At 69.0% G+C, this 24,877-nt stretch carries 20 protein-coding genes and 1 pseudogene; 11 read left to right on the forward strand and 10 right to left on the reverse strand.

Going from position 1 to position 24,877, the window contains the following annotated elements; translation table 11 throughout:
* The first annotated feature begins 313 nt into the window (after positions 1-313).
* Positions 314-1,048, forward strand: coding sequence for a GAF and ANTAR domain-containing protein (locus AC1DBE_RS05290; protein WP_476969827.1), 735 nt, complete (start codon positions 314-316; stop codon positions 1,046-1,048).
* Here the strand turns inward: AC1DBE_RS05290 and AC1DBE_RS05295 are convergent.
* From AC1DBE_RS05295 to AC1DBE_RS05315, 5 genes and pseudogenes are all read right to left on the reverse strand, one after another.
* Positions 1,045-3,143 (reverse strand): annotated as a pseudogene (locus tag AC1DBE_RS05295) (putative bifunctional diguanylate cyclase/phosphodiesterase). The gene AC1DBE_RS05290 and the pseudogene AC1DBE_RS05295 sit on opposite strands and share 4 nt — an antisense overlap.
* Positions 3,144-3,155: 12 nt before the next feature.
* Entirely contained in the window at positions 3,156-3,899 is a 744-nt protein-coding gene (locus tag AC1DBE_RS05300) for an esterase/lipase family protein (protein WP_476969828.1), read from the reverse strand.
* A complete protein-coding gene (locus AC1DBE_RS05305) occupies positions 3,896-4,693 on the reverse strand; it encodes an alpha/beta fold hydrolase (protein ID WP_476969829.1) in 798 nt (265 codons plus the stop codon). Before AC1DBE_RS05305 ends, AC1DBE_RS05300 begins: the two co-directional genes overlap by 4 nt.
* A 108-nt stretch (positions 4,694-4,801) precedes the next feature.
* On the reverse strand, positions 4,802-5,185 hold the full coding sequence (locus AC1DBE_RS05310) for a DUF1304 domain-containing protein (RefSeq protein WP_476969830.1): 384 nt from the start codon (positions 5,183-5,185) through the stop codon (positions 4,802-4,804).
* 90 nt (positions 5,186-5,275) lie between these two features.
* Positions 5,276-5,653: a cupin domain-containing protein gene (locus tag AC1DBE_RS05315; RefSeq protein ID WP_476969831.1), complete on the reverse strand. Its 378-nt coding sequence runs from the start codon at positions 5,651-5,653 to the stop codon at positions 5,276-5,278.
* Between the two features lie 132 nt (positions 5,654-5,785).
* On the opposite strand from AC1DBE_RS05315, the gene AC1DBE_RS05320 reads away from it, so the two are divergent.
* Positions 5,786-6,031 (forward strand): hypothetical protein, encoded by a 246-nt coding sequence (locus tag AC1DBE_RS05320; protein ID WP_476880077.1) that lies wholly within the window; start codon positions 5,786-5,788, stop codon positions 6,029-6,031.
* Positions 6,032-6,086: 55 nt separating this feature from the next.
* Here the strand turns inward: AC1DBE_RS05320 and AC1DBE_RS05325 are convergent, their stop codons facing one another.
* Positions 6,087-6,515: a VOC family protein gene (locus AC1DBE_RS05325; RefSeq protein WP_476969832.1), complete on the reverse strand. Its 429-nt coding sequence runs from the start codon at positions 6,513-6,515 to the stop codon at positions 6,087-6,089.
* Positions 6,516-6,663: 148 nt separating this feature from the next.
* A complete protein-coding gene (locus AC1DBE_RS05330; RefSeq protein ID WP_476969833.1) occupies positions 6,664-7,230 on the reverse strand; it encodes a type 1 glutamine amidotransferase domain-containing protein in 567 nt (188 codons plus the stop codon).
* Positions 7,231-8,529: 1,299 nt separating this feature from the next.
* Here AC1DBE_RS05330 and AC1DBE_RS05335 point away from each other — a divergent pair.
* Both AC1DBE_RS05335 and AC1DBE_RS05340 read left to right on the forward strand, forming a co-directional pair.
* A complete protein-coding gene (locus AC1DBE_RS05335) occupies positions 8,530-9,927 on the forward strand; it encodes a DUF320 domain-containing protein (RefSeq protein WP_476969834.1) in 1,398 nt (465 codons plus the stop codon).
* A gap of 169 nt (positions 9,928-10,096) precedes the next feature.
* A complete protein-coding gene (locus AC1DBE_RS05340; RefSeq protein WP_476880081.1) occupies positions 10,097-10,348 on the forward strand; it encodes a DUF2630 family protein in 252 nt (83 codons plus the stop codon).
* Positions 10,349-10,447: 99 nt separating this feature from the next.
* Here AC1DBE_RS05340 and AC1DBE_RS05345 read toward each other — a convergent pair whose 3' ends face one another.
* On the reverse strand, positions 10,448-11,149 hold the full coding sequence (locus AC1DBE_RS05345; protein WP_476969835.1) for a FadR/GntR family transcriptional regulator: 702 nt from the start codon (positions 11,147-11,149) through the stop codon (positions 10,448-10,450).
* Between the two features lie 129 nt (positions 11,150-11,278).
* On the opposite strand from AC1DBE_RS05345, the gene AC1DBE_RS05350 reads away from it, so the two are divergent.
* The 4 genes from AC1DBE_RS05350 to AC1DBE_RS05365 all read left to right on the forward strand — a co-directional run bounded on the left by AC1DBE_RS05350 (position 11,279) and on the right by AC1DBE_RS05365 (position 17,076).
* Entirely contained in the window at positions 11,279-12,664 is a 1,386-nt protein-coding gene (locus tag AC1DBE_RS05350; protein ID WP_476903189.1) for an SLC13 family permease, read from the forward strand.
* Positions 12,665-12,729: 65 nt separating this feature from the next.
* Positions 12,730-13,983 (forward strand): CaiB/BaiF CoA transferase family protein, encoded by a 1,254-nt coding sequence (locus AC1DBE_RS05355; RefSeq protein WP_476969836.1) that lies wholly within the window; start codon positions 12,730-12,732, stop codon positions 13,981-13,983.
* A 1-nt stretch (position 13,984) separates the two neighbouring features.
* Positions 13,985-15,502: a carboxyl transferase domain-containing protein gene (locus AC1DBE_RS05360; RefSeq protein WP_476969970.1), complete on the forward strand. Its 1,518-nt coding sequence runs from the start codon at positions 13,985-13,987 to the stop codon at positions 15,500-15,502.
* 122 nt (positions 15,503-15,624) lie between these two features.
* Positions 15,625-17,076, forward strand: coding sequence for a S8 family peptidase (locus tag AC1DBE_RS05365; RefSeq protein WP_476969837.1), 1,452 nt, complete (start codon positions 15,625-15,627; stop codon positions 17,074-17,076).
* 141 nt (positions 17,077-17,217) lie between these two features.
* Here AC1DBE_RS05365 and AC1DBE_RS05370 read toward each other — a convergent pair whose 3' ends face one another.
* Entirely contained in the window at positions 17,218-18,699 is a 1,482-nt protein-coding gene (locus AC1DBE_RS05370) for a purine-cytosine permease family protein (protein ID WP_476969838.1), read from the reverse strand.
* 147 nt (positions 18,700-18,846) lie between these two features.
* On the opposite strand from AC1DBE_RS05370, the gene AC1DBE_RS05375 reads away from it, so the two are divergent.
* The gene (locus AC1DBE_RS05375) at positions 18,847-20,061 is read left to right on the forward strand and encodes a DUF4232 domain-containing protein (protein ID WP_476969839.1); all 1,215 of its coding nucleotides are present in this window, start codon (positions 18,847-18,849) and stop codon (positions 20,059-20,061) included.
* On the opposite strand, the gene AC1DBE_RS05380 is transcribed toward AC1DBE_RS05375, so the two are convergent.
* Positions 20,058-21,137, reverse strand: coding sequence for an LLM class flavin-dependent oxidoreductase (locus AC1DBE_RS05380; protein WP_476969840.1), 1,080 nt, complete (start codon positions 21,135-21,137; stop codon positions 20,058-20,060). The two genes, AC1DBE_RS05375 and AC1DBE_RS05380, sit on opposite strands and share 4 nt — an antisense overlap.
* Before the next feature lie 346 nt (positions 21,138-21,483).
* On the opposite strand from AC1DBE_RS05380, the gene AC1DBE_RS05385 reads away from it, so the two are divergent.
* Complete coding sequence (locus AC1DBE_RS05385) at positions 21,484-22,830, forward strand: ammonium transporter (protein WP_476969841.1); 1,347 nt, start codon at positions 21,484-21,486, stop codon at positions 22,828-22,830.
* Between the two features lie 55 nt (positions 22,831-22,885).
* A complete protein-coding gene (locus AC1DBE_RS05390; protein ID WP_476969842.1) occupies positions 22,886-24,760 on the forward strand; it encodes a Na+/H+ antiporter in 1,875 nt (624 codons plus the stop codon).
* The last annotated feature ends 117 nt before the right edge of the window (positions 24,761-24,877 follow it).

The raw sequence follows: 24,877 nt of genomic DNA on the forward strand, positions 1-24,877 counted from the left end.
TCTTTCCGGATCCCTCGGGATAACGCTAAGACTACGTCCGGAGCAGGGGGAGTCATAGGGGTGTGACCGGCGGGCTGACGGGTCCCCCGCGGCGCGGCGGTGCGGTCACGGACCGGGCAGGGACCGGGCAGGGACCGGGGCATTTTCACCGGAAAGTCCTGTATATAATTTCCCCGGTACGGTTTAGCAGAGGGCCGTTGGATAGTTCTTCGATCCGGCTCCTGCCCCCGCTACCACCGCTACTGACTTCCACAGTGGTTGCGATGCACCTGGCCGGTTCGATTCGATTCGAGCGAAACGGCATCAAGGAATAGTGGCAAGCGAGTCAACTGCAACATCGATCGACCAGCACCTGCATCAGCTGGTGCTGAACAGCGCCGACGTCGAGGCGTTCCTCAGCGAGTTAGCCCGGGTCTCGGCGCTCAGTCTCTCTGAACCCGATGACGAGATCCTGTGCGGGATCACCCTGCTGCGGCAGCGCAAGGCCGCCACGGTGGCCAGCAGCAGCGCCGCGGCGCAGGCCATGGACGAAGTCCAGTACGGCTTCGGCGACGGGCCCTGCATCACGGCCTCCCGCGAACAGAAGACGGTGTACATCCCCGATCTGGACACGGACGAACGCTGGCCGCAGTGCGCCGCGATGGTCCGTGAGCACGGTATGCGCTCCATCCTGGCTGTGCCGTTCGAGCTGGACGGTGACACCCGGGCGGCGATGAACTTCTACTCCCACCGGCCGAACCGCTTCGATGACCGGGCCCGTGCGCTGGCGAGTGCCTTCGTGACCCAGACCACCATGGCGTTGCAGCTGGCGGTGCGTTTCGCCCAGTTCAGTGACACGGCGGACGACCTGAAGGCCACGCTGGAAACCCGCACCGGCATCGACGTCGCAATCGGAATCATCATGGCGCAGAACCGCTGCAGCCAGGACGAGGCCTTTGAGCTGCTGAAGGCGGCCTCGAGCGCCCGGAACGTCAAGCTGCACACAGTTGCTGCGGGCATTGTTGACGCCCTGGGCCAGGGCCCGGCACGGACGCACTTCGAGGGCTAGCTGTCCTGGCCGTCGGCGTCGGCTTCGGCGCGGATTTCGCGGATGAGCCAGTCGACAATCATACGGCTGGCACCGGAGCTGGTCTGGGCGCTGTGTTGCTGGGCGTGCCAGCGGCCAACGTCGCCCTGTGCGGCGCCGCGGTAGTCGAGGTAGCCGCTGAGCGGGCAGTCCTGAACGGTGTGCGGGTGCGGGGAACCGAGGCGCAGGAACCTCCAGTGGAACGCCAGCGCACCGAGGGCTGTCCGGATCCCGCGGGTGCCGGGTCCTCCCCCGAACCCCGCGGCCCAGGCCGGAACCTCCGCCGCCGGCATGGGCCGGCCCAGGTGGTAGCCCTGGCCGAACTGGGCGCCGAGCATGGTGACAGCCTCTGTCATGCCGCGGTCCTCGAGACCTTCGGCCACGACCGTCATATCGAAGTCCCGGCCTACCTGCACCAGGGTGGCGATCAGGCTCAATGATTCCAGCGGCGTGCTCCGCAGCCCGGTCAGCATGTCCCGGTCTATCTTGACGGCAGTGAAGGGCAGCATCGAAAGCCGCTTGAGGCTGCTGTAACCGGCGCCGAGATCGTCCATAGCGACGCCAACACCCAGCCCCACGAGGTGGCGGAGGGGTTCACTGAGCAGGTCCCATTCCGCGCCCTCGGTTTCGAGGAGTTCCAGGACCAGGCGTGCGGGTTTGATGTGGTGCCCGCGAGGGCTTCCTCGACGAAAGCGGGGAAGCCGGGATCCACCAGGGTGGTCGGCGCGAGGTTGATGGAGACCTTGGTGGAGAACCCGGCCGCGTCCCACTCGGCGAGCTGGGCAAGCACCTGTTCCAGTCCCAGCCGGAACAGGCGGTCGACGTCGGCGGGCTCAAGGTGCGGAAGGAAAGCGGCCGGCGGAACATAGCCGCCGTCCTCGAGCTGCAGCCGGGCCAGGGCCTCGAAGAGGTAGACCCCGCCCTGCGACAGGTCCACTGCGGGCTGCAGGAACATCCGCAGTCCGCCGTTGAAGAGCCGCTCGGTGTAGCCGGTCGCGGCGTCGGGCGCCGCTGCCGCCGTCCCGTCGCCCGGAGCGGCGCCCGGGTCACGCGGTTCAGCGGCCGGTCCGGCGCCCTCCGGTGCGGCCGCCGCCTGGGATGCGGCCGGGCGCGACCCAACGGGGCCTGCCAGCTCCCACCACTGGCCGCGTCCGTTCTCCCGCGATTTGGCAAGCTTCAGGGCGGTATCGGCACTGCGGAGCAACCCGCGGGTCTCCGTTCCGTCCCGCGGAGAGAGCGCCAGCCCGGCGCTCATCCCGACGCGCACGGCGCCGCCGCCGGCGTCGAACGCTGACTCGACGCTGCCGCCGAGCCGTTCAAGGACATCAGCCAGGGCCTCCCGGGCGCCATCCTCGGGGACGTCCTCGACCACCAGGACGAACTCGTCGCCGCCCATCCGTGCCAGGAACTCGCCCGGCAGCAGCCGGGCCTGCAACCGGGCGGCCCAGCCGGCGAGGACCTCGTCGCCGGCGTCGTGGCCCAGCGCGTTGTTGACGTTCCGGAGGCCGTCCAGGTCCAGGAGTCCGACGGCGATCCTGGCTCCCGGGCCGCCGTCGCCCTCCAATGCCCCGGTGAGGTGGGGATCCAGGGCCGCACGGTTGGGCAGGCCGGTCACGGCGTCGTGGGTGGCCTGGAAGCGGAGTTGCTCGTGCAGGGCCATCCGGGTGGTGACGTCCCGCTGGACGCTGACGAAATGCGTGGGGCGTCCGTCATCGCCCAGGAGCGGGGTGACCTTCAGGGCGTTCCAGAACGGGGAGCCGTCTTTGCGGTAATTCAGGATGTCGCCGCGGAATTCCTCGCCCCGCGCCAGCGTGTCACGGATGGTCTTGACCACCTCGCGCGAGGTGCCGGGCCCCTGGAGCACCCGGCAGTTGCTGCCCAGCATCTCCTGTTCGGAGTATCCGGTGATGGTGGTGAAGGACCTGCTGGCGTGCAGGATGTTCTGCGCGGCGTCGGTGATCAGGGAGATCTCGGAGGTGGCGGCCAGCGCGCGCATCAGAAGGGCCCGCGGCACACCGTCCGCGATGTGGGGCAGGGCATCGATGGCCAGCGGGGCCGGCCGTCCTGGGTGTGTCATGCAGAAGCCTTGCTACGGTCGGTCCGGCATCCCGGACACTGGTAAGTTCACTGACAGACTAGCGGCATTGCCGCCGTCACGGGCCGGAGACCCGGCTTCGGAGAGGACCAAGTTAACGGTGTCCGGGTGGGCGAGGATGCGGAAGTGACCGCCGGTGTCCAGTTGGATGTTCCGCGCCCCGGGGAGCTCGCTGCCCTCTGGGATGTGCGGGTCGAAGAGTCCATAGACGGACGTGATGCGCGCATTGACCCCCTGCTCGCGGGAGAGCTGCAGGGTGACGGCGCTGCGCGGAGAGAGGGCCCGCAGGCTGGGCAGGAGCAGGTACGCCGCATACCGTGAACCGGAGAACGGCGAACACACGGCCACCATCCGGCTGATGCGCAGCTCGGGATCCAGCGACAGCATGGCGAACTTGCCGATCAGGCCGCCCTTGCTGTGCGCCACGATAAGGACATCCGTGAGGTCCTTCTCCTGGAGGTGCCGGGCGATCAGGGCGGCTGCCTTGGCGACCTCCAGCCGGTTGCGCTGCAGCACGGTCACAACGTGCACGGGATGGCCGGCGGCGTGCAGTTCCTGGATCAGGGGCAGCATAAAGCGCCAGTCCTCGAAAATGCCGGGGATCACAACGACCGGCCGGCGGTCACCGCTGAGGAATTCGCCGGGGCTGACCCGGGACACCGCACTTGACAACTGCCGGCCGACGGCATAGGCGTAGTCGCGGGCCCACCAGCCAGCGTTCCTGAGCACGGTGCTCACGCGGCGGATCCCTGTGGCGCTTCTGTCCCGGGGGCGGCCACGCCGGCGAAGGCGAGGATGGCGCCGGCCACCTCCACGGCCCGGTTGTGCTGGACAACGTGCCCGGTCCCGTCGATCTCGAGGACCTGCGCGGCGGGGGCACGGCCAGCGAGCCGGCGGCACCACTGCAGCGGCGCAACGGGGTCGTGGGCTCCGCGCATCACCAGGACCGGGGCCTCTACGCCGGCGACCCTTTCCTCAATGCGGTAGTCCATCATGACCCGCAGGTTCTTGAGGTACCAGCGGAGGCCGCAGCGCAGGTAGTCGGTGAAAACCAGGGCGTTCGAGGACGGGCTCTCGTGGAACATACAGTCCCGGCCCAGCGCCCATGCCTGCTGGGCCACGCTGCGGCGCCGGTCATTGACCACGGGACCCATCAGGACCAGCCGCGGGATCCGCGAGGGCTGAAGCCGGGCGGCCTCGACCGCGAACTGGGTACCCATCGAATGGCCCACCACCACGAACTCCAGCACACCCAACTGTTCCAGGGCGCCGAGGATGTAGGTGCCGTGTTCGGCCACGCTGAGGGTGTGCGACGGACGCGGGGTGGCGCCGAAACCCGGGAGGTCGATCGAATACGTGTCCACCGTTCGCGCCAGCAGTCCGTGCAGCCGGCGGAGGTAGCGGTGCGAGGCGCCGATGCCGTGGAGGAGCACGACGGCGGGTCCCGCAGACTCACCGGCCGGGCGCGGGGAGGCGAACACGTGACCCACATGGCCCGCAGCCTCTACCTCGATGCGGGCGGGGCTTCCCATGGGGGCACTCGTTTCTGTGGGCGCTGCCGGTCAGGGCTTTGCCGGCGCGGCGTCCAGTAAGCATACTGACAAAAGCCGGGAGTAAGCCGAGTGACGGCCCTGCGCCGCTCAGAGTCCGACGAGCGTTGCGATGACGGCGAGGAGCGGCAGCGTTCCCTGGCGCAGGGCGGCGGACCGCTTCCCGGGGTTGGAGAGGAACAGGACCGTCGCGGCGGCCGCCATCGAGCCGGTGCCGGCCAGGACCAGCGCGGGACCCACCCCCGGTCCGGAGGCGATGACGAAGCCGATGCCCACTGCGGTCACAACGGCCAGGAACAGGTTGTAGAAGCCCTGGTTGAACGCCAGGACCCGGGTGCTCTCCACCTCGGCCGCCGAGGCCGGGCCGAAGACCCGCCGCGCCGCGGGGCCGTCCCAGGCCAGCGACTCCATCCAGAAGATCACCACGTGCAGGGCGGCAGCGAGCCCCGCAAAGACCATTCCAACCACCAGCATGAGACCCCTTACGACGTTTACAGCCCAGTATGGCCGATCATTGTCGCCGGGCTGTGCAGATTGGGCGCGGGGAGGCCCGCCACGTCGGGGCTAGCCCGGTCCCGGCCCGAGCGGTCCCGCGCCCTGCGGGCCGTCCGGGCCGTCCGGTGACGACCCATCCAGTGGTGCGGCCGGTTCTTTGAGTTCCACGAAGATGGCGTGCGTTGGCGTGGCACCGGTATTTTCGCCGGAGTGCGTCTGGGCCGGCAGCCAGCGCGCCAGCCCGGAAGCCAGTTCGACGTCGACCGTCCGGCCGTCGGCGGACAGCCTGCGCCGGAAGTCGCTGAGGGTGACCATCACACTGTCCGGGTGCGCGTGCTCCACCGATTTCTCCCCCGGCTGGTCCGTGTACTCGAGCACCCGCACCCGCTCGTTCTCGAAGAGAACCCGATACAAATCGGGGTTGGTGGCCACCGGGTCCTTGTCCATGGCGTGACTCTAGTCCCGGGGCCGGCGGCCCGCCAGACTCCGCACCCCCGGCCTGTACGGCACTCCCCTGCCGTTATAGCTTGGAAGGGACATCGCGGCAGGCTGTCGCGCCCAGCAGCATCGGAGGAACGCATGAGCACCAAGCCGAGCGACCCGGAGGACATTGTCAGCGACGGAGTGGACGACGACGGGAAGCCGGTGCCGCGCGACACCGGAACCGGCGGCACAGCCCTCCCCCAGGAGGCCGGGGCGTCGGGCGCGTCCGGGGGACGCGTCCCGGGCAAGAGCGACGCCCACAAGGTGCCCGGCCCCGCCGAGGAGCAGGACGAAAAAGCCGAGGATGACCGGGGCCTGACCACGGACACCAGCCCGGACTGAAACGCACACAAAATACCGGGCCGGCCCTCGCGGAGGGCCGGCCCGGTATTTTTTGTTAGCTGGTGGCAGATGCACCGTCGGCGGGTGCGATGTTGACGAGCCAGTCCACGCCGAACTTGTCCTTGCACATGCCGAAGGTGTCGCCCCACGGGGCCTTCTCCAGCGGGACGGTGACCGTGCCGCCGTTGGACAGCTTGTCCCAGAAGCCCCGGAGCTCGGCTTCATCGTTGCCGCTGAGGGACACGGAGAAGTTGTTGCCCGGGGTGAAATCCATGCTGTTGGGCGTATCGGCCCCCATAAGCACCAGCCCGTTTTCGCCGGTCAGCATGCCGTGCATGATCTTGTCCTGCTCGGCGGGATCCTCGCTGGCCTGATATTCGGCGAAGGTGCTCATGTTCAACTGACCGCCGAACACGGTCTGGTAGAACGTCATGGCGTCCCTGGCGTTGTCGCGGAAGCCGAGGTAGGGGTTGAGCGTGGTCATATCCGGGACTCCTTGATTGCAGGTTGCGGTACCGCGGCCGCTCGGCGGGCGGTCCCCGCGACGGCGCAGCTTACAGGCATATCCTGCCCGAAAGCGTGCGCACTGCATAGGGCCATGACGGCCTCTGACCACGGCCGACGACGGCGGGTCAGGCGGTCTGCCCCGCGTGCTCGCCTTCGGCGATTTCTTCAAGCAACTTGTCATTGAAGGCCGGCAAGTCGTCGGGGTTCCGGCTGGTCACCAGGCCCTGGTCAACCACCACCTCTTCATCCGTCCAGTTCGCCCCGGCGTTCTTGAGGTCGGTCTGGAGGGTGTGGTACGAGGTGACGTTTCGTCCGCTGATAACGCCGGCGTCGATCAGGAGCCAGGGCCCGTGGCAAATCGAGGCCACCGGTTTGTGCTGTTCGAAGAAGCCACGTGCAAAGGTCTGCGCAGCCTTATCGACGCGGAGGTGGTCTGCGTTGACCACGCCGCCGGGAATCACCAGGGCGTGGAAGTCGGAGGCGTTGGCCTGGTCGGCGGTGAGGTCGACGTCGAACGTCTCACCTTTTTCCGTTCCGTCGAATCCCTGCAATTTTCCGCTCTTGAGCGAGACCAAGGTGGGTTCGCCCCCGGCGTCCTTGACTGCGTTCCAGGGACTGGTCAGCTCGATTTGTTCGACGCCGTCCGTCAGCAGGAAAGCAACTTTTTTGCCCGCGAGATTGTGTTCCGACATGTGTCCTCCTCGTAGCCAGCGCGGGGACTGACCAACGTTCCGGCCGTGCCTATCCCCGCGGAGAATGTGATGCCTTACGGGTCCAACTCTAGGAAGCCAGAAAATAATAAGCAAGCTGATTATTCATGTTTTTCTCGGCTTAGGGTATGGACTTTCCGTGACAGGCGTGACTATGGGGACGGAAGTTGCCGAACATTCGTCTCGATTTCTGCGCCACACCTGGGGGGTGTTGCACGTGAAGCACGAACGACACTCCGGGCGCGCCTCGCGGCTCCTCCGCCCAGTGCTGCTGGCCGGTGCGGCGACGGTGGCTTGGCTGGCACTTTCCGCGACGTCGGCCAGCGCCGAGACCGGCCCTGACCTCGATGCCGCAGCCCGCGGCCTCACATCGGGCATCTCATCGCTGGCAGCGCCCAGCCCGCATGCGGCCAAAGCAGCCTCGCCTTCAGGTTCCGGGGGCGACAGTTCTGGGCTGTTGTCCCCGGTTACCCGTGGAGTCACCGGTTCCGTCGACCGGATTGTGGCTTCGATTCCCGTCACCTCACGGATCGTTCCAGTGGAGACCGTAACCAAGGTGGTGTCCCCGCCGGTTGAGGTGATTGACCGCGCTGCCGCCGGCACTGTGGGGGCAGTGGTTCCCATAGCTACCGACTTGGTGGCAGCGGCCGAACCCGTCCTGGCTCCGGTCACGGGGGCCGTGGTGGACACCGTTCCGCTGCCAGCCCTTCCGCCGGTGCAGCCGCCGGTGGCGACGGTTCCTGCCGCCGCTCCCGTGCAGCCAGCGGCACCCGCTGCCACCGCTCCCCGGACGACCACCGGGGCTCAGGCGACCGACACGGGCGCCAAAAACGCGGCCGCAGAGCGCAGCACTTCTCATCTCGACGCTGCGGCCCTGACCTCAGCACCTTCCCCCGCGGAAACCGCCATGCCGACGGGCCAAGCTCTGGCCCGGCCCTCGGCGTCGAGCGCTGTGCAGGAAGGGCCGGCACCTCTCGGCGGAGACCCTGCAGGTGATCGGCCAGGAACTGTCCCCGCGATCCCCAGCTCCAGCAGTGGGATCACCGCGTCCGCTTCCAGTCCGGGCGCCGGCAGTGCGGCTGAGACTTCTGACTTCAAACTTCTGCCGCCACCAGGGACGCTGGAGAACAGCGATCTCCTGCTTCGGCTACCGGCCGCGGTGTCATTCGACCCCGGCTCTTCTCCCGACTAGTTGGTGCCTGCCTGCCCCCAAGGGGCGGGTGACGGCTCATCGGGCTGCCTCGAAGGCGGCCCCCACCAACCAATCCAGGAGAAACAACCATGCATACGAACTTGCGCAGAGGGCTGCTAGGCACCCTCTTTGCCGGCGGCCTGCTGGCCCTCGGAACCTCAGTCGCGTCGGCGGCCGACACAACGTCAGGCAGTGACGGGACCGCCTCCGGCACCCAGGCCATCGCTCCGATCACCGCTCCGGTGAGCCTTGGTGCGACGTCGGTCGGCCTGCTGGGCGATTCCACCGCCACCGGAACCAACCCGGCAGGAACCACCGCGGGTACGGCGCCGGCCACCGGCGGCAGCAGCACCACCGGTACTGACGGGACCGCCTCCGGCACCCAGGCCACCGCGCCAGTCACCGCCCCGGTAACCCTCGGTGCGACGTCGATCGGCCTGCTCGGCGACTCCACCGCCACCGGAACCAACTCGGCAGGAACCACCGCGGGTACGGCGCCGGCCACCGGCGGCAGCAGCACCATTGGTACTGACGGGACCGCCTCCGGCACCCAGGCCACCGCGCCAGTCACCGCCCCGGTAACCCTTGGTGCGACGTCGGTCGGGCTCCTCGGCGACTCCACCGCCACCGGAACCAACCCCGCCGGAACCACCACGGGTACGGCACCGGCCACCGGCGGCAGCAGCACCACCGGTACTGACGGGACCGCCTCCGGCACCCAGGTCACCGCGCCGATCACCGCCCCGGTGACCCTTGGTGCGACGTCGGTCGGGCTGCTCGGCGACTCCACCGCCACCGGAACCAACCCGGCCGGGACCACCTCGGCACCGGCCACCGGCGGCAGCAGCACCACCGGCACTGACGGGACCGCCTCCGGCAGCCAGGTAGCCGCGCCAGTCACCGCCCCGGTAACCCTCGGTGCGACGTCGGTCGGGCTGCTCGGCGACTCCACCGCCACCGGAACGGCACCCGCAGGGACCACCACGGCACCGGCCACCGGCGGCAGCAGCACCACCGGCACCAGCGGGACCGCCTCCGGCACCCAGGTCACCGCGCCAGTCACCGCCCCGGTAACCCTTGGTGCGACGTCGGTCGGCCTGCTCGGCGACTCCACCGCCACCACCGAAGGAGCCGCACTCGCACCGACGGAGCCCGGCACCACGGAACCCGGCACCACGGATCCCGGCACCAACGGCCAGGGCACCACTGACCCGGCCATGCCCGGCGAGGACACGGGTAGCTCAGCCGAGGGCAGCGCTGACGGTGGAGTGGGGATAACGGTCGGGACCCAGGGCAGCGTCCAGGCCGGGGCAGCCGCCTCGGGCCACGCCGCTTTGGCCGCCGGTGCGCAGCTGCAGGCTTCCGAATCCGGCACGTTGGCCATGACCGGGGCGAGCAGTGGCACCTACGCCGCAGCACTGGTCCTGCTTTGCGGCGGCGCCCTGCTGCTGATGCTGCGGCTGGCGCTGCGGCGTCGCAAGGCCTAAGCAGTCGCAAGGCCAAGCAACTGCCGGACGCGCCCGCACTTGGGGCACGATTGCGGGCGGACCCCTCCGAAGGGATGGGTCCGCCCGCCCAGCGCGCTCTGGCCACGGCGCACACCCGTGATTACGCTGGCAGGTACCCACCGCGGTTCGAAGCAGGAAGAAGGACACCATGGACGAACGCGACATCCTCCAACGCATCACCGCCCTGGTCGATGAGGAGCGCGACCTCAGGGAGCAGGCGGAATCCGCGAGCGCCGACCATGACCACGTCCCCGACCGGCTCCGGCTCAGGCAGCTCGAGGAAGACCTCGACCAGTGCTGGGACCTGCTGCGGCAACGGCGGGCCAAGAGGCAATACGGCGAGGACCCGAACGATGCGGAGGCGCGGCCCGTCACGCAGGTCGAGGGCTACAACGGCTGACGCAGTCGGGAATCCGCGAGGAGCCGCGCGGATCGGCGCGGATCGGCGCGGCCCTGCTGCTGCTTGCGTGAGCAGCCCGACCTGCGTGAGCAACCCGACTTACTTGAGCAGTTCGACGTCGGACACCAGGTCAATGTGCGCCATCATGGCTGACGCCGCACCGGCGGCGTCCTGGGCGCGGATGGCGTCAGCGATCTTGCGGTGCGACGCGATCGACTGCTCCGGGCGGCCGGGCTGACCCAGCGATTCAAGCCGTGTTTCCAGGATCATTTCCGCGATGAACGCCATCAGCTGGCCCAGCACCGCCGAGTGGGCGGCGGCCGTCACAGCCTGGTGGAAGAGCTCGTCACCGTGCGCGCCCCTGGAACCGGAGGCAACTTCCTCCGTCATCGCCGCGATAGCCGCGTCGATCGCCTGCATGTCCTGGTCGGTGCGGCGGACGGCGGCAAGTTCGGCCAGTTTCACTTCCAGCGTGCTCCGGGCTTCAACGATCTCCGGCAACCTGCTCCGGTGCTCCCGCAAGCCCTTGATCACCGCCGGCACGTTCGGCCGGTAGACCAGCACCGCGCCTGTCCCATGCTGGACGTCGATGACTCCAAGCACCTCCAGTGCCACGAGCGCCTGCGCCAGCGTGGCACGGGAGACACCCAGCCGCTCCGCGAGGTCGCGCTCGGCCGGAAGCAGGTCCCCGGGGCCCAGCTCGGCCGATTCGATGAAGTCCAGGAGCTGCGCCACTAGCTGCTCATAGAGCCGGGGCCTCGACACCCGGGAAATCTCTGGGACACCTGACTTCTTCGCCATCTTGTTTCCTCTTCGACGTTGCGCTGCCGCCATCCTACAACAGAGGAGTATTGACAAACTCACCTACTGTCTAAGAGGCTAGGCCAGTAGTCCTGTTGTCTACGTCACACTAATCCCGGAGGAACAAAGATGTCCGCTCCCGTGCTTTCCATCATCGTCCTGGCGGTGATGTTCCTGTTGGCCACAGTCCTTCCCCTCAACATGGGGGCGCTCGCCTTCGTCGGCGCCTTCCTGCTGGGTTCCGTCTTCCTTGGTATGTCCACCACCGAGATCCTGGCCAACTTTCCCGGCGGGCTCTTCCTGACCATCGTCGGCGTGACTTACCTGTTCGCCATCGCCCAGAACAACGGCACCATCGACCTCCTGGTCCGCGGCGCGGTGCGCCTCGTGGGCAGCAAGGTCGCCCTCATCCCCTGGGTCATGTTCGCCATCACCGCGCTCATCACGTCAGTCGGCGCCCTCTCCCCGGCCGCCGTCGCCATCATCGCCCCGATCGCCCTGAGCTTCGCTGCGAAGCACAAGATCAACCCGCTCATGATGGGCATGATGGTGATCCATGGCGCGCAGGCCGGCGGCTTCTCCCCGATCGCCGTCTACGGCGTGACGGTCAACGGCATCATCGCCAAAACCGAACTCGCAGCGAGCCCCATGGCCATCTTCCTGGCCAGCTTCTTCTTCAACCTCGTCATCGCCCTGGTGCTGTTCATCGTCCTCGGCGGCAACAAGCTGCTCTCCTCCAAGACCGGCCGGCTGATCGAACAGGCTGCCGAAACCCGCATGAAGGTCAGCGTCGGCTCCCGCGCGGCCGGCGTCACCCTGCAGGGCTCCGGATCGGACATCTCCTCCTCCAGCGTCTCCGCCAAGGGCAGTGCCGCCTCAGCGTCCGACGGCGACGCCACCACCGGGGGCGCCCGCGCCACCATCGCCCAGCTCGTCACCGTCGCCGGCCTGATCGCCCTGGCCGTGATCTCCCTCGGCTTCAAGGTGGACGTCGGATTCGTCTCCATCACCATCGCCATCATCCTGGCCCTGGTCTCCCCGGAGGCCCAGAAGGGTGCAGTGAACAAGATCAGCTGGTCCACCGTCCTACTCATCTGCGGCATGCTGACCTTCGTCGGCGTCCTCGAAGAGGCCGGCACCATCAAGTTCGTCTCCAGCAGCGTCGCCGGCCTCGGTATGCCGCTCCTCGCGGCCCTGCTGATCTGCTACATCGGCGGCATCGTCTCGGCCTTCGCATCCTCCACGGCCATCCTCGCCGCGCTGATTCCCTTGGCGGTGCCGTTCCTGGCCAGCGGCGAAATCGGAGCTGTCGGCGTCATCGCCGCACTGGCCGTGTCCTCCACGATCGTTGACGTCTCGCCGTTCTCCACCAACGGCGCCCTGGTCCTGGCCAACGCCCCCGAGGACGTGGACAAGGACAAGTTCTACAAGCAGATCCTGGCCTACAGCGGCATCGTCGTCGCCGCTGGTCCGGCCGTCGCCTGGCTCGTCATGGTGGTCCCCGGCTGGCTGTAGCCCTCCCGCCGGCCGACGTCGGCCGCCACCGCATCCGCTGGAACTGCAACACAAAGGACCCAACCATGAGCAACGATTCCCACCCCCAGAACGACGGCCCGCTGTCCGGCTACCTCGTCGTGGACCTCAGCCGCGCCCTCGCCGGCCCGCACGCAGGCATGATGCTGGGCGATCTCGGCGCCAGGGTGATCAAGGTCGAGAACCCGGGCGGCGGGGACGACACCCGCGGCTGGGGCCCGCCTTTCGTCGGCCCCGAGGATGACCCGCAGGCGACGTATTTCCTCTCGTGCAACCGCAACAAGGAGTCCATCGCCCTGGATCTGAAGGACGACGGCGGCCGGCAGGTTTTGCGGGAACTGCTGGAGCGGGCCGACGTCGTGGTGGAAAACTTCCGTCCCGGCGTCCTGGACCGGCTGGGCTTCTCCACCGCGGAGATGCACGCGCTGAATCCAAAACTCGTGATCCTCTCCATCACCGGCTTCGGGCACGACGGGCCCGAAGCCTCCCGCAGCGGCTACGACCAGATCCTCCAGGGCGAAGCCGGGCTGATGTCGCTCACCGGTGCCGGGCCGGACGATCCGCAGCGCGTCGGGGTGCCCATCGCGGACCTGCTCTCGGGAATGTACGGCGCTTATGGCGCCCTCGCGGCCCTGCTGGAACGTGAGCGCACCGGCAAGGGCCAGGTGGTCCGGACCTCCCTGCTCTCGGCCCTGATCGGAGTGCACGCGTTCCAGGGCACCCGGCAAACCGTGGCCGGGGACCTGCCGCAGGCCCAGGGAAACCACCACCCCTCGATCGCCCCGTACGGCCTGTTCCACTGCCGGCAGGGGAAGGTGCAGATCAGTGTGGGCAGCGAGAAGCTCTGGCATGCGTTCGCCACGGCGTTCGGGATCGACACCGACCGCCCGGAGTTCGCCTCCAACGCCCACCGGGTCCGCAACCGGGAGAAAGTGATCGAGGCGGTGGAGGATGCGTTCGCCGGGTACGAGGCCGAACCGCTGCTCGCCAAGCTCAACGAGGTCGGCATCCCGGCGGGCAAGGTCCGGAATCTTAAAGAGGTGTACGAATGGGAGCAGGTCCACTCGCAGGGCCTGGTGGTCGACGTCGAGCACAAAATCCTGGGGACAATCAGCCTTCCCGGCCCCCCGCTGAGGTTCTTCAGCCAGGGTGACGCCCACGAAACCACCCTGAGGTCCCACACCGCGCCGCCGCTCCTGGACCAGGACGGGGACCAGATCCGGCGCTGGCTGGAACCGGACCGCACGTCCGCGGCCGGCACGTCCGGCGGGCCGGGTGCCTCCGGCGGGCCGGGTGCCTGAGGTGCTCACCGACCAGAAGGTCCGCCACCTCGACGCCGCCGAACTCATCACCACGGTACTGGACACGGGTTCGTACCTCAGTTGGGACGCCCCGGTGCGGGATCCGGATCCGGACCCCGCCTACGCGGCCGAGCTTGCCGCCGCCCGCGAAAAGTCCGGCGTCGACGAATCCGTGCTGACCGGCGAGGGGCTGATCCGCGGCCGGCGGGTCGCGGTGATCGTCAGCGAATTCCGGTTCCTGGCGGGTTCCATCGGAGCAGCCGCCGCGGAACGGATCGTGCGCGCCGTCGAGCGGGCCACAGCCGAGGGCCTGCCGCTCCTGGCCGGGCCGGCCTCCGGCGGCACCAGAATGCAGGAAGGCACCCTGGCGTTCCTGTCGATGGTGAAGATCTCGGCCGCCGTGCGCGCCCACCGGCAGGCCGGGCTCCCCTACCTGGTCTACCTGCGCCACCCCACCACCGGCGGCGTTATGGCCTCGTGGGGTTCGCTCGGCCACATCACCGTTGCCGAACCGGGGGCGCTTCTGGGCTTCCTCGGCCCGCGGGTCTACGAAGCGCTGTACGGGCTGCCCTTCCCGGACAATGTCCAGGTCGCGGAGAACCTCTTCGTCAAGGGACTCGTGGACGCGGTGGTCCCCCCGGAGCAGCTGCCCGACGTCGTCCACCGCGCCCTGAACATCCTGCTGGCCGACGCCAAGGCCCCCGTCCTGCCGCCGCAGACCCTCGAGGCCGAGCCGTCGGGGGTTGAGGCCTGGACCTCGATCGGGATTTCACGCAACCCCCGGCGGCCGGATCTGCGCCAGCTTCTGGCCTACGGGGCGCTCGATGTGCTGCCGCTCAACGGGACGGGCCAGGGCGAAAAGGACCCCGGGCTGCTGCTGGCCCTGGCCCGTTTCGGCGGCCAGTCGTGTGTGGTGCTGGGCCACACCCGGCCCCGGCCCTCGCAGCAGACCGCCATGGGCCCGGCCTCCCTCCGCGAGGCCCGGCGCGGCATGCGGCTCGCGGAAGAGCTCGGCCTGCCCCTGCTGACGGTGATCGACACCGGCGGGGCCGCGCTGTCCAAGGAAGCCGAGGAAGGCGGGCTGGCCGGTGAAATCGCGCGGTCGCTGCATGACCTGATCGGGTTGCAGTCGCCGTCCGTCTCGGTGCTGCTGGGGCAGGGGGCCGGCGGCGGCGCACTGGCCCTGCTCCCGGCGGACCGGACCGTCGCCGCGCAGCACGCCTGGCTCTCGCCGTTGCCGCCCGAGGGGGCCAGCGCCATCATGCACCGGAGCACGGAATTCGCGCCGGCCATGTCCGCGTCGCAGGGCGTCAACGTGGCCGCCCTGCACGCCAGCGGGCTGATTGAGCACATTGTCGACGAACGCCCGGATGCGGCGCTGGAGGCCAGGGAATTTTGCCGGCGGATGGGGCGGGCCATCGAGTACGAGCTGTCCCTGGTTGCGGCCACAGGCGTGGAGGAACTGCTCGCTCGCCGGCTCCTGAAGTACCGGAATCTGGGCGGGTCGGTCCCGGGATAGAGCCGCGGACGGGAGGACGACGCCGGCGCCGGTCTCCGATTGGCCCTGATTATTCCGCGCCGCAGGGCCTACCATATGGACGGGGGGCACTCGAAAAGCATCATGCTTAATGGGAGGCCACGATGTTAACCACCGTCCGCAATCTTTTTCCGCACGCGCACTGGACATTCGTGGGCGCCGGCCGGCGCCGGCCCCGGCGCGGAACCGCCGCCGCCCCGCCGGACATAACGCGGCGGCGGTGGGTCGGCGGGCTGGCCGCGGTGGCGCTGGTTGCAGGCGGCGGCCTCGCCGCCGCAGCACCGGCCTCCGCCGCGGAGCCGGCGCAAAGCTACATCGTCGTCCTCAAAGACGGCACGGGCGACGCCGGCGCAGTTGCCGCCGCGCAGCAGGGAAAATTCGGTTTCCACGCGTCCAACGTCTATCGCAGCGCGGTCAGCGGCTACGCCGGAACCATGACGGCGTCCCAGGCTAACCGGCTCGCCACCGATCCCAGCGTCGACTTCGTGACGCTCTCCCGCCACTTCCAGGAGCCCGAAGAGCCCGCGACACCCAACACCGAGGTGGCGCCGCTGTGGTGGCAGCGGATTGGCGGCGATCCGGACGCGGCAAAGGATGCGGTCCGCGCCGGCACCGGGAACGATAACGCCGTCAACGTCGCCGTCATCGACAGCGGCATCGACGGCAACCACCCGGACCTGAACGTCCAGGGCGGCATCGACTGCAGCTCCGGGCAGCCCGTCGAGGAAACACCGGTTGACGTGCTGGGCCACGGGACGTCGGTGGCAGGCGTCATCGGTGCCCGCAACAACGGCACGGGCATCATCGGCACGGCGCCGGGCACCCCGCTCTGGTCTGTCCGGGTTGTTTCCCCCGGCGGCGCGATCACCGAAGCGAGCCTGATCTGCGCCATCGACTGGGTCACCTCAACCCACAAGGACGACGACCCCAGCAACGACATCGACGTCGCCAACATCAGCATCGGCGGCCCGGGTTCGGACACCCCTAACTGTGGCAAGGGCACCGATCCCATGCACTACGCGATCTGCCGGTCGGTGCGGGCCGGAGTGGCCTACGCCGTCGCCGCCGGCAACTCGGCCACCAACCTCGCCGGCACGGTCCCCGCGGCCTATCACGAGGTGTTGACCGCGACCGCCATGGCCGACTTCGACGGGAAACCCAACGGGCTCGCGCCGAGCCTCTGCGGCCACGACAACTGGCGGACCATCGGCCAGCGCGACGACCAGCCGGCGGTGTTCTCCAACTTCGCCGTCAGCCAGCGGGACAGGGAGCACACCATTGCGGCTCCCGGGGTCTGCATCCTGTCCACCGTCCGGGGCGGCGGCTATGGCGTGAACCACGGCACCAGCTTCTCCAGCCCCGCTGTGGCCGGCGCCATGGCGTTGTGCATCAGCGAGGGCGCCTGCCAGGGGTCGGGCGCAGAGGTCACCCAGCAGTTCCTGGACAGCGCCGAATCGTACAACACCCGGCACCCGGACTTCGGCTTCGGGGGTGACCCGCTCCGACCGGTCGGCGCCAAGTACTTCGGCTACCTGACGCAGATCACCCGCCTCTGAGGTCCCCGGCGCCTCGGCCTCCGTGCCTCGCCCGTTTCGACGGTTCCGCGCCGGTTCGACGCCCCGACGCGTCGAGTGCACACGGAACCGTCGAAACGGCGCTGCGGATGGGGTCCGATGTCGGGAAAGTCCGACGGCGGGTCAGGCCACCGGGGTGCCGGCGAGCCGGTCCGCTGCGGGCGCTGAGGCGCGCTGGCCGCCGTCGTTCGGGTAGATCATCTCCGCCGGGGCGTTGGAGTTGCGCTTGGCAAGGGGGTAAAACACCAGCGCGGTGACCACGAGGCCCACCAGCCACGAGATGTCGGCCCCGCCCAGGACCTCGGTCATGGGGCCGGTGTAGAGGGTCTGTGCCAGGAACGGGATCTGGACGACAATCCCGATGCCGTAGGCCAGCAGCGCCGTCCGGTTCCACCGCCCGTAGCGGCCGTTCGGATCGTAGAGCGCCGGGATGTCCACCTTTTCCTTGGAGATGAGGTAGTAGTCCACAAGGTTGATGGAGCTCCACGGGATGAAGACCATCAGCAGCAGCAGGACGAAGTTCTTGAAGTTGGCGATGAAGTCCGGGGACGCCAGCATGGCGATCAGCACCGTGAGGCCAATGAAGCCGATGACGTATGCGAAGCGGGTCCGCGACGGGGCGGCGGTTTTGCGGGTGAACGCCGAGACCGAGGTCAGCATGGTCATGTAGCCGCCGTAGGCGTTGAGCGTGTTCACGGTCAGCTTCCCGGTGACAATGACCAGGTAGATGACGACGGCGATCAGCCCGCCGCCGCTGAGGTTGCCCAGGAAGGCGACCTGCCCGTCAAGGAAACGCTGGCCTTTGGGCAACGCCAGCGACGCGAACAGGGCGCCGAGGGTCATGGACCACTGGGAGCCCAGGACGGTGCCGAGGAACGCGGCGAGGAAGGTCTTGCGCGCCGGGGTGTTGGAAGGCAAGTAGCGCGAGTAGTCCGCAACGTAGGGTCCGTAGGTAAGCTGCCACCCGGCGCCCAGCGAGATGGCGAGCAGGAAGGTGGGGAACTCGAAGGACCCGGAGGCCAGCAGGGCTCCGACGTCCTGGCTGGCCAGCAGCCGGATACCGAGGTAGGTGAAGCCCAGGACGCCGATGACCGTGGAGATCCGGCCCAGGAGGTGGATGTATTTGTAGCCCAGGGTCGCGACAAGGACCGTGAGGGCGCCGAAGATCAGCATGCCGACGGCGGGGGTTCCCGTGTGCGTGATCTGGTCGACGGCCTGGCCCGCGAGGACGGTGCCGGTCGCAGCGAACCCGAGGTACATGATGATGACGAGCACCAACGGAATGACGGCCCCGAACACACCAAACTGGGCACGGCTGGAGATCATTTGCGGCAGGCCAAGCTTCGGACCCTGTGCCGCGTGCAAGGCCATCACCGCTCCGCCGAGCAGGTTGCCCACGAGGAGGCCCAGGATCGCCCAGAGCGCGTCGGCGCCGAACAGCACGGCCAGGGCGCCGTCCACAATGGCGGTGATTTGCATGTTGGCGCCGAACCACAGCGTGAACTGCTGCCCGGGAGATCCGTGCCGTTCATTCTCCGGAACGAAGTCGATGGAGCGGCGCTCGACGCGCTGCCCGGCGGTTCCCGTTCGTGTCGCAGCTTGCATGGTTGTCCTCACTAAAACTCAGGCTGGGTTGGTCAGTACATCTGAGCATGCACGGTGACCTGCATCACGGGATAAAACCACATTTTTGTCCGGGATTCCGGACTGCCCGCCACTCCGGCGCACCCCGCCTCAATTAGGCTGGCGGGCATGGGGATACGCATGGGGGCTACGGCGGGCAGCACAACGGCGGCAGTAACGGTAACGGCGGCGGCCTTCGGTTGGCTGCTCAGCGGCGGCTTGTTCGCGGCATTGAGCTGGTTCGGCAGGGTCCCCGCATCCTTCGCCCGGCTGGTGGTTCCGGAAACCGTGGCCGCGGCCAGCTGGCATTCGGTGATGCCGTGGCCAGTGGTGGTCCCGGCCCTGTCGGCGCTGACCTTGATGGGCCTGTTGACAGTCCTGCTGCGTGTTGCCGTCCCGCGGCCGACGGCGGTCGGGGCCGGTGCCCGGGCCGGGCTGATGAGCGTGTGGTTCAGCGTGGTGCTCGCATCTTTCCTCACCAGCGCGTTGTGGTCCGCGGGGAGCATCCTGGCGCAGTGGCCGCCGATGCGCGCCGCCTCACTGTTCGACGGCGTTGGGCCCGCGGTGCTCGCCGGCGGCTACTGGGGCATCGTCTGGGGCTGGGTCCCGGCCCTGGTGTGGCGGTTTCTGGCGGCCCGGACCCGCGACGGACGGGCCGGCGGCGACAGTGGCGCGGCCGGCGTCGGTGGCGCGGCCGGCGTCGTCGTCGACGGCAACCAAGCCGGGCGCCGCGCGGCGGGCGGGACCGTCCTCACGGTGACCGCCGTCTTCGCCGTCCTGCTGGTGGCCGCCGCTCCCCTGTCCGGGGCGGCGAACCGGGCAGCGGCCGCGCAGCTCAGTCCGGTCCCCGCGCCGACGCCCACCACACCGCCCGTGGTCTACGGTTCACCGACAGTGGGCCCCTCGTTCCAGGCTCCCGAGCCACGCTGGTGCCGCAGCGCGCAGGTGAAGATCTCGCTCGGTGAGCCCGACGCCGCCACCGGACACCGGGGCATGCCGGTCCGGCTCGTCAACACCGGCCGGGCCCCGTGCGTCCTCAACGCCTACCCGGATGTTGCCTTCGACGACACCGCCGGCTGGGCCATGGACATCCTGCCGGTCCACGGCGGTTCGTTTATGACCACGGACCCGGGCGCCCGGTCCGTCACCCTGCCCGCGGGCGCTGCCGCGCAGGCGTTCCTGGGCTGGAACGCCATGGCCGGCGCCGGCGACACCAGGGTGGGCACAGTCCTGGTGGCGCCTTTCCCGGGCGCAGCGCGGACCAGCCTGCCCGCGGACCTCGACGTAGTGAACGGCGGGTACGTGGCCGTGACGGCCTGGAGCCTGGCCAAGCCCGCGGCTTAGACGGGCCTAGCCGCCGACGGGGTTGGCTGAGTCGCTGCCGTCACTGCGGCAGCGCCGATCTCGCGGTTCACGGCGGGCATGATTTCCGTGGCCAGCAGTTCAATGGAGCGCGCCGTCTCGGCGAACGGCAGGCCGCCGAGCCCGATCTGGGCCATGTACCGGCTGTTGCCCAGGGTCGAGTGGATTTCGAGCAGCTTCTCCACAACCTGCTGCGGACTTCCCACCAGCAGCCCGCCGCCGGGCTCGGTCCACTCATCGAAGGTGGAGCGCGGGAAGTGGTCCACGGGGCGGGGCATGTTCTGCTCGAAGTACGCCCGGTAGTACGGGTAAAAGGTGTCGCGGGCCTGCTGGGAGGTGGGCGCCGCGTAGAAATGCCCGCCCGCGCCCACCTGCATCCCGGCGGGGTCGTGTCCGGCGTCGGCGGCGCTCTGGCGGTACAGCTCCACGAGGCGCCGGAACCTGGCCGGCCCGGAGAGCAGCGCCACAAACAGCGGCAGGCCCAGCCGGCCGGCCCGCGCGAAGCTGGCCGGTGTCCCGCCCACCCCGACCCAGACGGGGAGCCTGTCCTGCAGCGGACGCGGGGCGATGTCCAGTCCCGCCAGGCTCTGCGTGAGGGTTCCCTGCCAGTGGCCGACGGCGTTGTCCCGCAGGTCCAGCAGCATCCGCAGCTTCTCGTCAAAGAGGGCGTCGTAGTCCTCCAGCCGGTGGCCGAAGAGCGGGTAGGACTCCACGAAGGCGCCCCGGCCCGCGATGATTTCGGCGCGCCCGTCGGAGATCAGGTCCAGGGTGGCGAACTGTTCGAAGAGGCGGACCGGGTCCTGGGTGGAAAGGACCGTGACGGCGGTGCTGAGCCGCAGGTTTGTGGTCTCCCGGGCAATGGCGGCGAGCACGATTTCGGGTGCGGAGAGGGCGAAGTCGTGGCGGTGGTGCTCGCCGAGGCCCAGGAACCCGAGTCCCGCCTGGTCAGCGAGTTTGGCCAGCTCGATGAGTTCCTTCAATCGCTGGTGCGGGGACAACGCCTTTCCGGTGCTGAGGTTGCGGGATAGTTCGCCGAAGGTAAAGATGCCAAAGTCCATACTTTATTGAACATTCAAGTATCCCGATTCATTCCGCACCTCGCCCCGGCACCCACATACCTGCCCCCCGGCCCCGTTTCGACCGTTCCCTGCCGGTTCGACGCCCAGACACGTCGAGTGGGCACGGAACCGTCGAAGCGGCGGGTGGGCGGGGACGGGTGGAGAGGCCCCGTTAACATCCCCGAAACACACCCGTCACGCGCCCTTCACGAAACAGCGATTCCTGTAACGTCCCCGCAACGCAGGTCCCGACTGCCTGAAACACTGCCCGGCGAAGATTAAACCCGGTTGGGGGCCGGCGGCGAGGTGTCCCGGTACAGCGAATTTGTTGAGAAGGGACACGCAGGTGGAACTCACCGCGGGAAACATCTGGATCATGGTCTCCACGGCCCTCGTGCTGCTGATGACCCCGGCACTCGGCCTCTTTTACGGCGGCATGACGCGGGCCAAGGCCTCACTGAACATGATCATGATGAGCTTCGTCTCGGCCGGCATCGTCGGTGTGGTCTGGGTCCTCTGGGGCTACTCGATGACCACAGGCAAGGGCGTCCTCGGCATCTTCGGGGACCCGTTCGCCACCGCGGGACTGAGCCGGCTCATGGGCTCCCCCGAGCTCCTCAAAGCCGCCTTCAGCGCAACTTTCGCCATTATCACCGTCGCCCTGATCAGCGGCGCCATCGCTGACCGTGCCAAGTTCACCGCGTGGGCACTCTTCGTCCCGCTCTGGATCACCGCGGTCTACTGCCCGCTGGCCTACATGGTCTGGGGTGGCGGCCTGATGAGCGCCGGCGGCGCCGTCAGCTCGGTCTTCGGCCAGGTCATCGACTTCGCCGGAGGCACCGTCGTGGAGATCAGCTCCGGCACCGCGGCCCTCGTGCTGGTCTTCATCCTGGGCAACCGTCACGGCTTCGGCAAGGATCCGGCCCACCGCCCGCACAACATCCCGTTCGTTATGCTCGGTGCCGGAGTGCTGTGGTTCGGCTGGTTCGGCTTCAACGCCGGCACCGCGACCACCGTGGAGCAGGCGGGCCTGATCTGGATCAACACCCTCGCCGCCCCGGCCGCGGCCATGCTGTCCTGGCTCGTGGTCGAGAAGATCCGCCACGGCCACCCCACGTCCCTCGGCGCGGCCTCCGGCGTCGTGGCCGGCCTGGTCGCGATCACCCCGTCCTGCGCCAACATCAGCCCGCTGGCCGCCGTCGGCCTGGGCCTGGTGGCAGGCGCCGCGTGCTGCGTCTTCGTGGACCTGAAGTTCAAATTCGGCTTCGATGACTCGCTCGACGTCGTCGGCGTCCACCTCGGCGGAGGCCTGGTCGGAACCCTGGCACTGGGCCTCATCGCCCTGCCGGTGGACGGGCACGGCGGCGGCCTCTTCTACGGCGGCGGGCTGCACCAGCTGGTGGCTCAGACCGTTGCCGTGCTGATCACGGTCGCCCTCTCCGGGCTGGCGACGGCGGTCATCGGGCTCGCCATCCACAAGACCATGGGCTTCCGCGTCAGCCACGAGGCCGAGGTGGCCGGGGTGGACCGCTCCGAGCACGCGGAGACCGCCTATGAATTCGACGGCCTCGCGCACAGCCGCTTCAACCCCTTCGGCCACCACCAGGCCAACACCCCCGTCCACGGAACCGCCGTCCGGACCGCCACACCCCACGCAGCGCCCGAGCACGTGAAGGAAGACAGCTTCGCCTAGCACCGCCGGCACTGCCCGGCACCGGGCCCGCGGCGCCGCCTGACAGAATGGCCTTATGGAACTCGCCCTCGGACTGCTGGTCCTCGTGGCCGTCGTATGCGCCGGAAGCGCGCTGGGCCGGAAACTCAACATTTCCGTCCCCCTGCTGCTGGTGCTGGCCGGCGTCGCGGGTTCCTTCCTCCCCTTCATCCCGCCCATTGAGCTGAACCCGGAACTGGTCCTCGTGGGGCTGCTGCCGCCGCTGCTCTACGCCGCCGCGCTGCGGACCTCGCTCTTCGACTTCGGCTCCAACCGGCGCGCCATCAGCCTGCTCTCGGTGGGTTACGTGATCTTCGGAACCATCACCGTTGGCCTGGTGGTCTGGTGGCTGTTCCCCGAGATCCCGCTGGCGGCCGCCATTGCCCTCGGCGCAGTCGTGGCCCCGCCTGACGCCGTCGCCGCTACCGCGATCGCCCGGAAAGTGGGTATGCCCCGCCGGATCGTCACCATCCTCGAGGGCGAGTCCCTGGTCAACGACGCCACCGCCCTGGTCTGCCTCCGGGCCGCCATCGCCGCGATCGCCGGGACGGTGTCCGCGGCCGGCATCGCGGGCGGTTTCCTGCTCGCGGCCGGCGGCGGACTGGTGGTAGGGCTGGCCGCCGCCTACGTGCTGACCGAGCTGCGCAAGCGGATCCGCAACGTCGCGATCAACACCTCGACGTCGTTGATGGCGCCGTTCGTCGCCTACCTTCCGGCCGAGGCAATCCACGCATCCGGCGTCCTGGCCGTCGTCGTCACCGGACTCGTTATGGGGACCAAAGCGCCGTCCATGCCAAACGGCGCCGCCCGGTTGAGCCAGCGCAGCAACTGGAACACGGTGCAGTTCCTGCTGGAGAACTCCGTGTTCCTGCTGATCGGGCTCCAGGTCCGGACCATTATCGAGGGTGTCCAGGACGACTCCCTCGGCGCCGGCCGGATCTGGGCGGGCTGCTCCGTGATCCTGCTGGCGGTCCTGCTGCTGCGGCCGGTCTGGGTGTTCCCGGCGACGTACCTGCCGCGGCTGATCCCGGCCGTGCAGCGGGCCGACCCTGCCCCGCCGTGGCAGTTCGCGGCGATCGTGTCCTGGGCGGGGATGCGCGGGGTGGTGACGCTGGCCGCGGTTCTTGTGCTCCCCGCGGACCTGGAGCACCGGTCCGTGCTGATCCTCGCCGCCATGGTGGTGGTCGGCGGGACGCTGACGCTGCAGGGCTTCACCCTGCCCACGCTGGTGCGCCTGCTGCGGATGCAGGGCCCCGACCGGCGCGAGGACGCCCTGAACCAGGCCTCCCTGATGCAACTGGCGACCGCCGCCGGAGTGGCGCGGCTGCAGGAACTGCGCACCGACGACGACCCGCCGGAGGTGGTGGCCATGCTCAAGCGGCGCACCCAGGAGCGGGGCCTCGCCGCCTGGGAACGCCTGGGCCGGCCCAGCTCGGAGGCCGCGACCCCCAGCCAGCGCTACGCCAAGCTCCGGATGGCCATGCTGGACGCGGAACGGGCCAAGGTGCTGGAACTGCGCCGCGGCGGCGAATACGCCCACGAGGTCCTCAGCGAGGTCCTGGACCGGCTGGACGTTGAAGAGTCCATGCTCGACGTCGCACTGGACGAGCTGGACACCGCCGCTGAGGGCGGCGGCGAGGGCATCGCCCGGCCGGGCGGCGTGTGCGGACACCTCGAATCCGCACCGGATCCGCTGCCGCCGTCCGAGCCCTTCTGCGCGGATTGCCGCCGGGAGGGTACGACGCCGGTCCACCTCCGGATGTGCCTGGCCTGCGGAACCGTGGGCTGCTGCGACTCCTCCCCCGGTACCCACGCCTCCAAGCATTTCGATGCCACGGGCCACCCGGTGATGCGCAGCATCGAGCCGGGCGAGGACTGGCGCTGGTGCTACGAGGACGAACTCCTCGGCTAAATCCCCGCCCGGCAGCCGCTAGGCGTTGAGTCCGTGCGGCGCGGAAGAAGCCCGGGATAAGCGCGGTCTGAACCCGGAACAGCCTGTCCGGGTAATGCCAAGCCGGGCCGCCGCGCG

It is taken from the genome of Arthrobacter sp. 10T416, assembly GCF_056394165.1.

Excerpts from the sequence above, each read along its gene's own strand:
- AC1DBE_RS05305 (WP_476969829.1), bottom strand. The coding sequence starts at position 4,693 with ATGGGAAGCCCCGCCCGCATCGAGGTAGAGGCTGCGGGCCATGTGGGT.
- AC1DBE_RS05310 (WP_476969830.1), bottom strand. The coding sequence starts at position 5,185 with ATGCTGGTGGTTGGAATGGTCTTTGCGGGGCTCGCTGCCGCCCTGCAC.
- AC1DBE_RS05315 (WP_476969831.1), bottom strand. The coding sequence starts at position 5,653 with ATGGACAAGGACCCGGTGGCCACCAACCCCGATTTGTATCGGGTTCTC.
- AC1DBE_RS05320 (WP_476880077.1), top strand. The coding sequence starts at position 5,786 with ATGAGCACCAAGCCGAGCGACCCGGAGGACATTGTCAGCGACGGAGTG.
- AC1DBE_RS05325 (WP_476969832.1), bottom strand. The coding sequence starts at position 6,515 with ATGACCACGCTCAACCCCTACCTCGGCTTCCGCGACAACGCCAGGGAC.
- AC1DBE_RS05330 (WP_476969833.1), bottom strand. The coding sequence starts at position 7,230 with ATGTCGGAACACAATCTCGCGGGCAAAAAAGTTGCTTTCCTGCTGACG.
- AC1DBE_RS05335 (WP_476969834.1), top strand. The coding sequence starts at position 8,530 with ATGCATACGAACTTGCGCAGAGGGCTGCTAGGCACCCTCTTTGCCGGC.
- AC1DBE_RS05340 (WP_476880081.1), top strand. The coding sequence starts at position 10,097 with ATGGACGAACGCGACATCCTCCAACGCATCACCGCCCTGGTCGATGAG.
- AC1DBE_RS05345 (WP_476969835.1), bottom strand. The coding sequence starts at position 11,149 with ATGGCGAAGAAGTCAGGTGTCCCAGAGATTTCCCGGGTGTCGAGGCCC.
- AC1DBE_RS05350 (WP_476903189.1), top strand. The coding sequence starts at position 11,279 with ATGTCCGCTCCCGTGCTTTCCATCATCGTCCTGGCGGTGATGTTCCTG.
- AC1DBE_RS05355 (WP_476969836.1), top strand. The coding sequence starts at position 12,730 with ATGAGCAACGATTCCCACCCCCAGAACGACGGCCCGCTGTCCGGCTAC.
- AC1DBE_RS05365 (WP_476969837.1), top strand. The coding sequence starts at position 15,625 with ATGTTAACCACCGTCCGCAATCTTTTTCCGCACGCGCACTGGACATTC.
- AC1DBE_RS05370 (WP_476969838.1), bottom strand. The coding sequence starts at position 18,699 with ATGCAAGCTGCGACACGAACGGGAACCGCCGGGCAGCGCGTCGAGCGC.
- AC1DBE_RS05375 (WP_476969839.1), top strand. The coding sequence starts at position 18,847 with ATGGGGATACGCATGGGGGCTACGGCGGGCAGCACAACGGCGGCAGTA.
- AC1DBE_RS05380 (WP_476969840.1), bottom strand. The coding sequence starts at position 21,137 with ATGGACTTTGGCATCTTTACCTTCGGCGAACTATCCCGCAACCTCAGC.
- AC1DBE_RS05390 (WP_476969842.1), top strand. The coding sequence starts at position 22,886 with ATGGAACTCGCCCTCGGACTGCTGGTCCTCGTGGCCGTCGTATGCGCC.